The sequence below is a fragment of the Canibacter zhoujuaniae genome, from assembly GCF_011752005.1.
In the GTDB taxonomy this organism is placed as follows: domain Bacteria; phylum Actinomycetota; class Actinomycetes; order Actinomycetales; family Microbacteriaceae; genus Canibacter; species Canibacter zhoujuaniae.
Map to the genome: position 1 here is coordinate 280,623 of NZ_JAAIJZ010000001.1, position 13,762 is coordinate 294,384.

At 52.2% G+C, this 13,762-nt stretch carries 10 protein-coding genes; 7 read left to right on the forward strand and 3 right to left on the reverse strand.

Annotation, left to right across the window (positions count from 1 at the left end; all coding sequences use genetic code 11):
• The first annotated feature begins 52 nt into the window (after positions 1 to 52).
• Positions 53 to 652, forward strand: coding sequence for an ANTAR domain-containing response regulator (locus HCR00_RS01310; RefSeq protein ID WP_166984898.1), 600 nt, complete (start codon positions 53 to 55; stop codon positions 650 to 652).
• A 54-nt stretch (positions 653 to 706) separates the two neighbouring features.
• On the opposite strand, the gene HCR00_RS01315 is transcribed toward HCR00_RS01310, so the two are convergent.
• On the reverse strand, positions 707 to 1,141 hold the full coding sequence (locus tag HCR00_RS01315; protein WP_167142105.1) for a hotdog fold thioesterase: 435 nt from the start codon (positions 1,139 to 1,141) through the stop codon (positions 707 to 709).
• 86 nt (positions 1,142 to 1,227) lie between these two features.
• On the opposite strand from HCR00_RS01315, the gene polA reads away from it, so the two are divergent.
• Entirely contained in the window at positions 1,228 to 3,915 is a 2,688-nt protein-coding gene (gene polA / locus HCR00_RS01320; RefSeq protein WP_167142922.1) for a DNA polymerase I, read from the forward strand.
• A gap of 56 nt (positions 3,916 to 3,971) precedes the next feature.
• On the opposite strand, the gene HCR00_RS01325 is transcribed toward polA, so the two are convergent.
• Positions 3,972 to 4,925 carry a cutinase family protein gene (locus HCR00_RS01325; protein ID WP_167142108.1) on the reverse strand — a complete coding sequence of 318 codons (954 nt, stop codon included), beginning with the start codon at positions 4,923 to 4,925 and terminating at the stop codon, positions 3,972 to 3,974.
• A 93-nt stretch (positions 4,926 to 5,018) separates the two neighbouring features.
• On the opposite strand from HCR00_RS01325, the gene HCR00_RS01330 reads away from it, so the two are divergent.
• From HCR00_RS01330 to coaE, 4 genes are all read left to right on the forward strand, one after another.
• Positions 5,019 to 5,657, forward strand: coding sequence for a TetR/AcrR family transcriptional regulator (locus tag HCR00_RS01330; protein WP_167142110.1), 639 nt, complete (start codon positions 5,019 to 5,021; stop codon positions 5,655 to 5,657).
• A gap of 18 nt (positions 5,658 to 5,675) precedes the next feature.
• A complete protein-coding gene (locus tag HCR00_RS01335) occupies positions 5,676 to 8,237 on the forward strand; it encodes an MMPL family transporter (protein WP_167142114.1) in 2,562 nt (853 codons plus the stop codon).
• A gap of 94 nt (positions 8,238 to 8,331) precedes the next feature.
• Positions 8,332 to 9,786, forward strand: a complete 1,455-nt coding sequence (rpsA, locus tag HCR00_RS01340; RefSeq protein WP_166984888.1) for a 30S ribosomal protein S1 — start codon at positions 8,332 to 8,334, stop codon at positions 9,784 to 9,786.
• An 80-nt stretch (positions 9,787 to 9,866) separates the two neighbouring features.
• Complete coding sequence (gene coaE, locus HCR00_RS01345) at positions 9,867 to 10,478, forward strand: dephospho-CoA kinase (RefSeq protein ID WP_167142117.1); 612 nt, start codon at positions 9,867 to 9,869, stop codon at positions 10,476 to 10,478.
• Here coaE and HCR00_RS01350 read toward each other — a convergent pair.
• Complete coding sequence (locus tag HCR00_RS01350; protein ID WP_167142120.1) at positions 10,452 to 11,039, reverse strand: vitamin K epoxide reductase family protein; 588 nt, start codon at positions 11,037 to 11,039, stop codon at positions 10,452 to 10,454. The two genes, coaE and HCR00_RS01350, sit on opposite strands and share 27 nt — an antisense overlap.
• Before the next feature lie 228 nt (positions 11,040 to 11,267).
• On the opposite strand from HCR00_RS01350, the gene HCR00_RS01355 reads away from it, so the two are divergent.
• Positions 11,268 to 13,583, forward strand: a complete 2,316-nt coding sequence (locus HCR00_RS01355; protein ID WP_243854489.1) for an Rne/Rng family ribonuclease — start codon at positions 11,268 to 11,270, stop codon at positions 13,581 to 13,583.
• The last annotated feature ends 179 nt before the right edge of the window (positions 13,584 to 13,762 follow it).

A 13,762-nucleotide genomic window follows, 5' to 3' on the forward strand; every position in this document is an offset into this window, starting at 1 on the left:
TGAAATTAATAAACACAGTAGTTTCGAGTCCCCGACTAGATGGAAGGTAATCATGAGTGAAACGAGCGCGCAGCGTCGTGTAGTGGTTGCAGAAGATGAATCATTGATTCGTCTTGATATTGTTGAGACGCTAAAAGATAACGGCTACGACGTTGTTGGTGAAGCCGGCGACGGTGAGGAAGCTGTGCGCCTTGTAGAGGAGCTGCACCCCGACGTTGTTGTTATGGATGTGAAGATGCCGAAGCTTGACGGCATCTCAGCAGCCGAGAAAATAAACAAGGAACGCATCGCCCCGGTTGTACTGCTGACCGCCTTTAGCCAGCGGGAATTGGTAGAGCGCGCAGCTGAGGCGGGAGCGCTTGCCTATGTTGTAAAACCATTCACTCCAGACGATTTGCTTCCTGCAATAGAAATCGCAGTTTCCCGCTTCCAGCAGATTCTAACCCTTGAAAACGAGGTGCAGGATCTCGCAGAGCGCTTTGAAACTCGCAAACTTGTGGATCGTGCGAAGGGTATCCTAAATGACAAAATGGGGTTGAGCGAGCCAGAAGCATTCCGTTGGATTCAGAAGGCATCGATGGATCGCCGGCTGACAATGCAGGATGTTGCCAAAACCATTATTGATCAACTGGGTGCTAAGAAAGACGACTAGTTCCTAGATTAAATAAGTGTGGCGCGTCCTTCGGGGCGCGCCACACTTATTTAGTTAAGGCTTTCTCTCAAGTTTTTTATAAAAGTTGGTGATCCGAATTGTTGAGCAGCGTTTACCATCATTATCACGGGTTATAACTATCTCATGCACAGTGAGTGAGCGGCCAACATGTACCGGCACGCAAACACCAGTCACCGTGCCACTAACAGCCGAATTAGTGTGAGTTGCATTGATGTCAACGCCCACCGCGACGTAGCCTTCAGGGGCGATGAAGTTTGCGTGCATTGAACCGAGAGACTCACCGAGCACAACATAAGCACCCCCGTGCAAAAGTCCGATCGGTTGCGTGTTGCCCTCTACAGGCATTGTCGCCACTGCGCGCTCAGAATTAAACTCTTTGACTTTAATACCCATTCGCTCAGCCAACCTGCCGAATGTGCGTTCCGCAGCCCATAACATGCCGTCTTTAACCTGCTGATTCTCAGCCATTACTGACCTTTCTAACCGGAAGGTGATTATAAACTCACACACTGGAGCGGTAGCCTTGAAGTGTGTCTAATACAAAGCCTACCTTGATGATTATCGACGGCCACTCACTCGCGTTTAGAGCCTACTACGGGGTGCCGGTAGAGCGCTTTCAGAACTCTGAGGGGCAGCACACCAATGCGATTCATGGTTTTATCGCGATGCTGCTTGCCCTGCTAGAGCAGTACGAACCAGATGCGTTAGCGGTGGCTTTTGATATTTCAAGGCACTCATTTAGAACTGAGGAATATCCGGAATACAAAGGAACTCGCGGTGAAACTCCGGAGGAGTTTAAAGGGCAGGTGCCACTTCTAAAAGAGGCGCTTGCCGCGCTCGGCATCATCACACTCGAGCAGGAGGGGTTTGAGGCTGACGATATTCTGGCGACGCTGTCTGTAATTGGGCGCGACAACGGATATAGGGTGTTGGTGGTTTCTGGCGACCGCGATACTATCCAGCTAATCAACGATGATGTAACCCTCCTTTATCCGGCTGCGCAGGGCGTAAAAAAGTTAAAAGAGTATGACGCTCAGGCGGTGAAAGAAAAATATGACGTCTACCCGCACCAGTATCAGGATTTAGCTGCGCTTGTCGGTGAGACCAGCGATAATCTTCCGGGGGTGCCGCTTTGGGGGCCAAAAACAGCTGCTAAATGGATCAATCACTACGGCTCACTCACAGAAATTCTGGCCCATCGTGATGAGATCAAAGGCAAAGCCGGTGAAAATTTGCGCACCTTCGTTGAAAACGTTGAACGCAACCGACGCTTAAACGAGCTGAGACGTGATTTAGATTTACCCGTCGTGATTTCACAGTTAGAGCGACAGCCTGTTGATATTTCAGCTGTAACAGAAATTTTTAGCAAGCTGGAGTTTAGAACGCTGCTGACCCGTGTAAAAAAGTTTGCCGGCCTCGACAATAATGGTGCTACCGCAGCTGATGATGCACATGGTGCAGCGGGGCAGCGATCCTCTAAAGTTGCGTTTAGTAATGACAGTGCGCAGGCACCTAAGCCGCAGGTTTTTACACCACCGCTTCACCTCATTGGCGAAGAGCTGGTGACATGGTTAAAGAAGGCTGACAGGCCTGCGCTCTATTTTTGGGATATTAATCGCGACGGTGTAATTCGAGTGGGCGTTGCGGCGGCAAACGGCACAGTTGAATTTGACTGGAAACCGGGCACTGCTGACTACCGTGAGTTTGAAACATGGCTGAAAAGCGAGCAAGAGAAAATCGTATTCGACGCTAAAGCGTTGCTGCACCTGCTTGCTAAATTAACAACCCCAGAGCTTGGAAATCTCAGCGATGCCCAGCTGCTGGCTTCTATTTGGCGCCCTGATTTCACAGACCGTTCATTTAAAGGGTTTGCAAAGAAGCTGTTGCAGTTTGAAGTTGTTGAGCCTGATATGAGTCAGCTCGTGCCAGACCTTGAGGCTGCAACCGGTGCAGCGAAGCGCGCCTGGCTGACACGTCAAATTCACGAGCAAGCTCTTGAATCACTCCACGATGCGGGGCTGAAGCTCTATTACAGCACTGAACTGCCACTTGTGAAAGTGCTGTTTAACCTTGAACACAGGGGAGTTGCGATAGATACACCGCTGCTTGCTGCGCAACAGGCGGAGCTGCGCGATGCAATCGCAGAGTATGAACAGCGCGCCTATCAGGTGATCGGTCGTGAGGTTAATCTAGGATCGCCGAAGCAACTGCAGACGGTGCTGTTTGACGAACTACAGATGCCAAAGACCAGGAAGATTAAGAGCGGATTTTCTACAGATGCGGCATCACTGCATGAGCTGCAGGCAAAGAGCCCGCATCCGTTTCTGGATGCGCTGCTAGCACACCGTGAAACAACCAAGCTCTCACAAATTATCACCTCGCTTGAAGAAGCGGTCGCAGCTGACGGTCGCATTCACTCCACGCTCTACCAGGTGGGGGCGGCAACAGGGCGCTTAGCGTCTAACTCACCAAATCTGCAAAACATTCCAACCCGTTCCGAAGCGGGTAACAGGATTCGCGGAGCCTTCACACACGGTTCCGAATACATTGGTCTGTTGACAGCAGACTACTCCCAGATTGAAATGCGGGTGATGGCGCACCTCTCTGAAGACCAGGCGCTCATCGAAGCGTTCAATGACGGTGAGGATCTGCACCGCTCAGTTGGTGCACGAGTCTTCGGAGTTACAGCAGCGGAGGTCACTCCTGTTATGCGCGCAAAAGTGAAAGCGATGTCTTACGGTCTCGCCTATGGTTTGGGCCCGTTTGGGCTCGCCAAGCAGTTGGGTATCACTCAAACTGAAGCGAAACAGCTGATGACAGACTACTTCGCACGATTTGGAAAGATTCGAGACTATTTGATGCAGGTAGTGGAAACAGCTCGGGCTGACGGCTACACAGAAACACTTTTTGGGCGCCGCAGGCCATTCCCAGAGCTAAATTCACCAAATCGTGTGCTGCGGGCAACCGCAGAACGTGCCGCCTTAAACGCTCCAATTCAAGGCACCGCAGCTGACATTATTAAAATCGCGATGCTGAAAGTTGAAAGTGAAATTGCGGCTGCTGGGCTTAAATCGCGAATGCTCCTACAAATTCACGACGAACTAATGTTTGAAGTGGCGTCGGGAGAGCGCGAGGCTTTGGAGAAGCTGGTGCGTGAAAAGATGGCCTCGGCCGCAAAACTTGCTGTGCCGCTGGAAGTGTCGGTCGGTTTTGGTCCAGACTGGCAGCAGGCGGAACACTAGCGAGACTCCGCAGGCTGATAAGTGGGAGGCATCAAAAGTCAAATAGATGCTGCGATTTATTTAGCGTCTAAGCGATCGAGAATAAACTCCACTCCCTCTTCACGCATACCGTTGTCGAAGTAGGCGATGTGCCCTTCTTCATTAAATGAGTCGCGGGTTTGGCAGACAATATCTTCGGCTACACAAAAAGAGCGTATGCGATCCGCCGCCCTGTCTAATGCGCCCGGAAGCCGCGGCAGAGCGCCATCAACCGACTCTTTGAAGGTGCCGTAAGCAAAAGAGTCTGACCCGAGGAAGCGGGGATCGCCGTAAAAAATGATCGCTTTCACCCGGTCGAGTGCGGCATCTGAGATGACACCGACGCCCCGCCCTAAGAGACGAGAGTCAGGGTCTGTAAGCGCTTCACCAATTACATAGGCGCCCTGCGAGTAGCCAATGAGAGCTATCTCTTGTTTTGGGCACTCTGTGCTGTGCATCTCAAGGATGTCAATGAGCTTCCGCATGCCTTCGGGTGCGCTCTCGCCAAACTCAGAGCTGGCCGGGTAGTCAACGTCGATTAACTCATAACCGACTTTGCTTGCTGCTGAATCAAATGCAGAGCTTGCATCACTGTCAGACTGCGAAGTTTCAGATTGAGAGCGTTTAGAGTCACTCTCAGGTTTGAAGGGATCGCTCTTTTTGTCTTCTGACGCCTCCAGTTTCTTTTTCAGCATGTTTGAAATGCTGACGACCAGACTTTTTTCACCGTACGGTTCTGCCGTGCCGCGCACAGTCACCGTCAGCACATCGCTGCAAGTCTCAGGAACTTCGGCGGTGGTGTCAGGAAGCTCTGCCAGCGTCCAAGCAGTGCCGGCCACTGGCAGGTCTGTTTCAGATACTTTTTCGAGTGCAGCAACTTCGGCAGCAGCGGCAACACCGGGTGTGTGTGTCGAGCAGGCAGACACTAGGAGGATGCTGCACAGTGATGCCATTAAAGCGGCAAATTTTGGAGAGTGTGAAGCTGGGCGCATAAAAATTAATAATAGGACGAAATAGCCTCTTGATGCGGAAATAAACCGCATTTCGACCTTGCACTGAGTGCATTTGAGGATTACACTGGATGTATGGAACCGTTGTCACCACTCGGTGTGCCGAAATCAAAAACTGATGCTGCGCTATTAATTGTTGCCGCAGCTAATCGTTTGATGCGCGCAGATAACAACGCATTCTCCGCTACTGAATTGGCTTCGGCGGCGGGTGTCTCGCGACGAACCGTATTTAATCACTTCGCCTCACTCGATGATGTAAAAGTTGCGGTTGCCTTAGAGCATGTGCGTGAATTTACAGCGTCGTTTTTGCAGTCGCGCGGCGAATCAGATCCGACGCCCTACGCTAGCTACTCTGAAGCAATTACCGATCTTGAAGCACTGCTGCGCAGCTCTAAACTGCAGAATCTGCTGGTGACCCTGGCGCAGATGCTCGACTGGCGTGAGGGCTCTGATAGGCAGAGCAATGCAATGTTTGCTGACTCAGTGCGGTTGCTCGTGCAGGAGGCAGTGCATCAAAAATTCCAGGTTGTTTCTCCCAGCAAACGACTGGAAGTGATCTTTTTTGCCGCTACTCTGCATGTCTATCTTGCTGAATCTGCACTGTTGTGGCTTGCAAATTTCCGAGATTCACCAGAAGCTGATGCTCATTGGCAAGAGCTGATCTCGGTCGCAATTGATCTTTTGCGTGGTGCCTTTGCGCGCAAATCGTTTTAGGTAAATAAAGTAGGACTAATGGCTAAATTTCTTTACAAACTCGGTCGGTTTGCAGCACAAAAAGCATGGGCTGTCATTCTTATTTGGACGGTCGTGTTGGCTGCCGGCGTTGGGTCTTTCTTCGCCTTTTCTGGCACTCTCACGAATGCGGTAAACATTCCGGAGACAGAAACTGAGAAGGTTGCGGATCAGATCGCTGCTGAGATCCCTGAAGCTGCCGGTGGTTCAGCAGTTGTTGTGCTCAAGGCGAAGAGCGAATTTACAGCCGATCAGCGGGCGGATCTTGCCGCTCTTTTCAGTGAAGTTTCTGATTTACCAGGTGTTGACCGCGTGGTTGATCCCTTCGCTACCGAGGCTGATCTCATGCAGCAGCGAGAGCAGGTGACCGCAGGCGAAGCGCAGATTGCGGATGGCCGCACACAGCTGAATGCCGGAGAGCAACAGCTTACTGCAGCTGAGGCTGAGCTAAAGGCTGGTCGTGACCAGGCGGCTGCAGGTCGCAGCCAGCTTGAAGGAGCCATCGCGCAACTGCAGGCAGCTGGTATCGATCCGCAAGCAAACCCGCAGATAGCCGCACAAACTGCACAGCTTGAGGCCGCAGAAGAGCAGCTGAAAGCAGGAGAAGAGCAGCTTAATAGTTCTAGAGCAGAGCTAGCCGCACGGAAAGCAGAGCTTCAAGCCGCAGAAGAGAAACTTACACTCGGCAAGCAGTTGCTTGACTATGCCACAGACGCGCGGGTTATTTCAGACAGTGGCACCACCGCGCTTGTCAACGTTGTGCTTGAGAAACAGTTCTATGAACTGTTAGACACTGAGCGGGACGGCATTGTTTCAGCTTTTGAAAACGGTGTGCCCGATGGGGTAGACGTGCACTTCAGTCAACAGCTGGCCCAGACAGTGCCAGAACTTATCGGTGTTGGTGAAATAGTTGGTCTTGCGGTAGCACTTATCGTGCTCCTTGTGTTGATGCGTGCGGTGCTGCCGGCTGTTATCCCAGTGCTCAGCGCGATCGTTGGTGTCGGCGTCGGTGTAACCGCCTCGCTGTCGCTCTCAGGAAGCATTGAGATGATGTCGGTGACCCCCGTGCTGGGCATCATGCTTGGGCTTGCAGTTGGTATTGACTACTCACTTTTCATTATTAACCGTCATCGCAAGCAGCTCGCGCAGCGTGTGCCGCTTTTGGAATCGATCGGGTTGGCGAATGGAACCAGCGGTAACGCAGTAGTTTTTGCCGGTATTACGGTTATTATCGCGCTCCTGGCTTTGGGCACCACCGGAATTCCGTTCCTCGGCCTGATGGGCTATGTTGCAGCGGGCTGCGTCGCTATTGCGGTGCTTGTTTCAATCACCCTCACCCCAGCGTTGCTCGGTTTAATCGGAATGCGTGTTATTAGCCGTGCCGATCGTCGCAAGGCTGCCGCGGGCCAGTTCCGGGATGAAAAGCCGGTGCGGGAGATGTCTCGCGGCCGGGCAATCGCCTCGGTGCTACTGCCGGTGGTTGGGCTTGGGCTCATCGGGTTACCTGCGCTTGGTATGAAGCTGGGGCTGCCAACCGGAATTTCAGAGCCGGCAGAAACCACACAGCACAAGGCGTATGTTGCAATCGCTGAGGAGTTTGGTGAGGGTGCAAACGCGCCGCTTATTGTTGTTGCAAATCACAAACCTTTGAACGAGAGTGATTTTGCTGGTGCAGAAGCAACTGTGCTGAAAAATCAGGCTGAGACTGCTGGAAAGCTGGCGGATCATGACGCGGTTGTTGCTGTTGCCCCAATCGCTAATAACATAAAGACCGGCACGTACGCGTTCCAAGTGTTGCCTTCGGGAGATCAAGACGCAGATACGACCCGTGCGCTCGTGTCAGAACTGCGTGATGAAGGATACGGCGTTGCCGGCAACGCCTCCGCGGCTATTGACGTATCCAATAAATTGCAGGCGGCGCTCCCCGTATATCTTGCGCTGGTTGTCGGATTCTCGCTGATTGTGCTGATTCTGGTGTTCCGTTCGATTCTGGTGCCGCTGATCGCCACAGCAGGCTTCGTGCTTTCCTTGCTTGCAACCCTCGGCGCAATGACCGCGATTTATCAGAAAGGTTTTCTCGCTCAGGTATTTGCGGTGGATCACCCAAGTGCGATTATCGCCTTCCTGCCAATCATTGTGATCGGTATCCTGTTTGGTTTGGCGATGGATTACCAGCTCTTTATCGCTAGCGGTATGCGCGAAGCCTATGTGCACGGCACGCCCGCAAGGCTTGCTGTGCAGAAGGGCTTGCGTTTGGGACGCTCGGTTGTGATCGCCGCAGCTCTGATTATGATGAGTGTTTTTGGCGGGTTTATTTTCAGTGCCACAACCATGATCCGTGCCGTTGGTTTCGGCCTCGCATTCGGAGTTCTTGTCGACGCCTTCGTGGTGCGACTTGTTCTGATGCCAGCACTGGTGCACCTTGTCGGTGGTAAAGCCTGGTGGTTGCCGAAGTGGTTGGATAGGTTGCTCCCAAATCTTGACGTTGAGGGCGAAACCTTAAACCGCCAACACACAGACGCGCAAATGCTTGAAAATACGCATAAAAGTGCGGTAAACTGAACCGTCACGTTTGTGGCAGTTTAACTATGTCCATTAGTTCTAATCGCAGCCCGCGCCTAGAACCCGATTTGTATCCATTCTGGAGAATAATTACATGACCAGCAAGACGACCAAGGCGAGCAACCAGGTAGCCGTAAACGATATCGGCTCTGCAGAGGATTTCCTCGCCGCCGTCGAGCAGACACTGAAGCATTTTAACGACGGTGACATGATTGAAGGCACCGTTGTTAAGATCGACCACGACGAGGTGCTCCTCGACGTTGGCTACAAGACCGAGGGTGTAATCCCTTCACGTGAGCTTTCTATCAAGCACGATGTTGATCCGAGCGAGGTCGTCGAAGTAGGCGATACCGTTGAGGCACTCGTTCTCCAGAAGGAAGACAAAGAAGGCCGCCTGCTCCTTTCAAAGAAGCGCGCACAGTACGAGCGCGCATGGGGCGATGTGGAAGGCATTAAGGAAGTTGACGGTGTTGTTACCGGCACCGTAATTGAAGTTGTTAAGGGTGGTCTGATTGTAGACATCGGTCTGCGCGGCTTCCTCCCAGCTTCACTGATCGAACTTCGTCGTGTGCGTGACCTCACCCCGTACCTCGGGCAGGAGATCGAAGCGAAGATTCTGGAGCTCGATAAGAACCGCAACAATGTTGTGCTGTCACGTCGCGCTCTGCTTGAAGAGACACAGTCAGCAAGCCGCTCATCATTCCTGCAGGAGCTCAAGCCAGGTCAGGTGCGCAAGGGTGTTATCTCATCTATCGTCAACTTCGGTGCATTCGTTGACCTCGGCGGTGTAGACGGCCTCGTGCACGTTTCAGAGCTCAGCTGGAAGCACATTGAGCACGCTTCAGAGGTAGTTGAAGTAGGCCAGGAAGTTACTGTTGAAGTTCTTTCAGTAGAGATGGATCGTGAGCGCGTATCTCTCTCACTGAAGGCAACTCAGGAAGATCCATGGCAGGTGTTTGCACGCACCCACGCAATCGGTCAGATCACACCGGGCAAGGTTACAAAGCTTGTGCCATTCGGCGCATTCGTACGCGTAGCCGACGGCATCGAAGGTCTCGTGCACATCTCAGAGCTCTCAGCTGCTCACGTTGAGCTGGCAGAGCAGGTTGTGTCAGTGGGTCAAGAGGCATTCGTTAAGATCATCGACATCGACCTCGACCGTCGTCGTATCTCACTCAGCCTGAAGCAGGCAAACGAGGGTGTTGACCCAGAGGGCACCGAGTTTGATCCAGCTCTCTACGGTATGACCACTGAATACGACGAGAACGGTGAATACAAGTACCCAGAAGGCTTCGATCCTGAGACCCAGGAGTGGAAGGAAGGCTTCGAGGCAGAGCGCGAGGCTTGGGAGCAGGAGTACGCTGCTGCACAGGCACGTTGGGAAGCTCACAAGGCACAGGTTGCTGCCGCTAATGAGCTTGAGGCAAACGTCGCACCTGCAGGAGATGCCGCACCGGCTGCTGAATTTACTTCAGACACCGACGCAGCAGGCACTCTCGCTGACGACGAAGCACTCGCAGCGCTTAAAGAGCAGCTAGAGGGTAACTAATTCCCTAAGCTATAAGTAGATTTCCCCGCGACTAATGAATTTTGGTCGCGGGGTTTTCTATTACAAGTAATCTAGAAACTATGGTTGTATTTGCATTAAGCGGGGGTATCGGCGCTGGGAAAAGCACCGTCGCTGACATGTTTACTAAGCTCGGCGCATACAGCGTTGATGCAGATGAACTCGCACGAGAGGCTGTCGCCCCCGGCTCCCGTGCGTTAGCTAATATTGCCAAAGCGTTTGGAGACGATCTGCTTTTAGCCGACGGATCGTTAGACCGCTTAGCCCTCGGGCAGATCGTTTTTGCATCAGATAGAAAGTTAAAACAGCTTGAAGCAATTGTGCACCCCGAGGTGCAGCGTTTAGGCAGAGAATGCTTCAAAGTGATTGAGAAAAACGATCCGAACGCAATAATCGTGTATCAGGTACCGCTGCTCGTTGAAGCGCAATTAGCGGGGAACTATGCGGGTAACATCATTCTCAGTGCGGATCCGCGAGTGCGGCTTTCTCGCCTGGTAGAAAACCGCGGTATGAGCGTTGCAGATGCGCAGCGCAGGATCGACGCGCAGGCGAGTGAAGCTGAGCGCCTCGCTGTCGCAGACTGGGTGATCCAAACAGATGTGACACAGGAAGAGACCGCAGCGCAGGTCGCTCGAGTGTTTGCAGAGTTAAAAAATTTGGCCGATCCAATTTAGATTTGCTTGCGCCATCACCGCAATAAGCAGGTAGCTTGCAAGAATCGCAACCCACGCCCAGGAAGCTAGTCCCGGTAGTTTTCTGCCAAAAACTCCATGCTTTAAAGCGAAGCTGAGATTTATCCAGAACAGCGGAATAGTTGCGGTCCAGACCACCATGCACCACGGGCAGAGAGTGCCGATGATGAAAATAGACTGAAAGCTGAGCCAGAAAACAAAGCCAATGCCAAATGTGAGGCCGGCAAGGTAGAGCAGCCAGAAAAACCGGTTAAAGCGGGCGCCAGCTAAAAGAGCCGCACCCACAAAAATGGGTGCTGTAAACATCATCAGCCCGAGAATAGTATTTGAGAAACCAAAAACTGAGCCCTGCCATGACTCCATATTTGGGCCACAGGTCACCAAAATTGACAGATCACAGTTGGTCACATATTCAGGATTTTTTAGTTTCTTGATGTATTCAGTAGCCAGCTCAAATGCTGCGAAAAGACCTACTGCGCCAGCAATAATATTGAAAACCGCAAGGGTGCGGAGACGTTCGCGAGTTGCCGGAAACTGATTCATAATTTTAAGTTTATTGATGATTTTCATAAAGAAGGCTTAAGTAGGTGCAATAATAGATTTCAGGTCTTGCGCTACTTGCGTGAATCCGTAAGATTTTTGATCTACTGTGATCTACTAATTGCTACAGTGCGGCCGTTTCTCACACTGAGTAAGTGGGGCAGAGGCGCCGCCGGCAAAGATTTAAGTGCGCTGAAGAAATTTCAGCCGTATGAGGAGTGCACCCACGTGGTGAATAAAACAGAACAAGAAACCGAAACAACTAACTCGCAGTTAGATACTGAAGTCAAGAGCGAGAGCTTAGAAAATACTTCAGTTCCAACAACTGACGCCTTTGGGCAGCCTATCCATTTACCGCTTGCAGAAATGAGCGCGGCAGAAAAGTTTTCTGCGACAAAACGACTGCTGTTTGTGGCACCAGATGTGCCGCCGGTGCCACCGCGGCCGAGACGCTCTGGCTTCCGCAAGCTGGATGATGTGCTCGGATCTATTCTGACTAAAACTCAGGACGCAGATTTTGAGCAGAAGAAATTTGAGCGTAATGAGGAGCGCGGCCGTAATCGCGGGGACAATCAGTCTGCCGACGATGAAGAAAGCGAAACCGGTAATCGTCGTAAGCATCGCAGAGGTGACGCACGCGACCAGCGTAACGAAGATAAAACACAGGTCAGTGAGCCTCAAAAGGTTAAGGGCTCAACCCGCCTAGAGGCAAAGAAGCAGCGCCGTCGTGAAAACCGCGACCAGGGTCGGCGTCGTTTGGTGGTTACCGAATCTGAATTTTTAGCGCGCCGTGAAGCCGTTGACAGGCGAATGGTCGTCAACACAAAACAGGATCGTATTCAAATTGGCGTGCTAGAGGACAAAGTTCTAGTTGAGCACTATGTTGCACGCTCTAGCGAAGCGTCAATAATCGGAAACGTATACCTCGGTCGTGTGCAGAATGTGCTTCCGAGCATGGAGGCTGCTTTCGTCGATATCGGCCGTGGGCGTAATGCTGTGCTCTACTCTGGTGAGGTTGATTGGTCTGACTACAGTGGCAGCAACAACTCACGCAAAATTGAGAAAGTGCTCAACCCCGGCGATACCGTCCTAGTGCAGGTTACTAAGGATCCGGTAGGGCATAAGGGTGCGCGACTGACGAGTCAAATTTCTCTGCCCGGTCGTTTCCTCGTTTACGTGCCAGGCGGAGCAATGAACGGTATCTCGCGCAAACTCCCAGATACCGAACGCGCACGCTTAAAGAAGATCCTAAAAGAGATCGTGCCAGACGGATCGGGCGTGATTGTGCGCACCGCCGCTGAAGGTGCGACAGAAGAACAGCTAACCCGCGATGTGCAGCATCTCACTAAGCAGTGGGAAGAGATCCAAGCACGTGTTTCCAAGGGTGGCGGCCCTGCCGTGCTGCACTCAGAGCCCGATATGCTCATCAAAATTATTCGCGATGTCTTCAACGAAGACTTCGAAGAGCTCATCATCTCTGGCGCTGAAACACACAGCACAATCGCCGGCTATCTTGAGCAACTCGCGCCAGATCTGCTGTCTCGAGTAACACTCTACGACGGTGAACGTGACGTTTTCGATAAATACCGGATCACCGAGCAGATTCAAAAAGCGCTTGAGCGTAAGGTGTGGTTGCCCTCGGGTGGGTCGCTTGTTATTGACCGTACTGAGGCAATGACTGTTATCGATGTGAACACCGGCAAATTCGTTGGATCCGGCGGCAATCTCGAAGAGACGGTGACAAAGAACAATCTTGAAGCCGCTGAAGAGATTGTGCGACAGTTGCGACTTAGAGATATCGGCGGAATTGTCGTCATCGACTTTATCGATATGGTGCTTGAATCCAACCGTGATCTTGTGCTGCGCCGTCTAGTTGAGTGCCTTGGGCGTGATCGCACAAAACACCAGGTTGCTGAGGTTACCTCCCTGGGCCTTGTGCAGATGACCCGAAAGAAGCTCGGACTCGGTCTGCTTGAAACATTTAGCGAACCCTGTGAGGTTTGCGCTGGCCGAGGCGTTATCGTGCAGCACGACCCAGTGCAGCACAGAAAACAGGATAATCAGGCTCGCCGGCGTAACGGCAGCAACGGTAACAATAAGTCAGTGCAGAATTCCTCAGAAACAAAGGCACACGCCCTCACCGAGGGTGCGAAGACGATGATTGCGCAAATCGCCGCATCAACAATTTCGCAGACCAGTGATGCTCAAGATCAGGCAGAAGCACAGACGGACGCGGTTGCTGCAGAACAGAGCAGTGATGCTGCTGGGCAGGGCAAAGAGCAGGCGAAGCAAACTGAAACAAGCCAGCCTGTGCAAAAGAAGCGTCGGGCAAAGCGCGTAGAGAAGTCAGACAACCTGATCGACGATCTTGTCGCTGATGTGCAGCAACTCGAAGAGCATAAAAGCAGCCGCAAGAGTGTGCGAGCAGATGCTGATCTTGCAACCCTGGATGCCATCTTTGAGGCCCTGCCAGAGCCTCCAGCGCCCGGCACACGCTCGCGCCGCGTCTCGCGTCGTCTGTCGCGCCCCGCTGACAGCGCTGAGTAACTAAGTGCGACACACGTTGCACGATGTTTGACCAAAAGTCGGGTTTAAGACTAAACTTGACACTTGGTTCTATCGTTAATTCGGTGGATTAGTGGTTTCCCAAAATACGTAGGTATTAAGGGTGTTGGTTCTAGGGCCGTCGAAGACTTAATTCGATTGGTTCATGTATTAAGAAATAG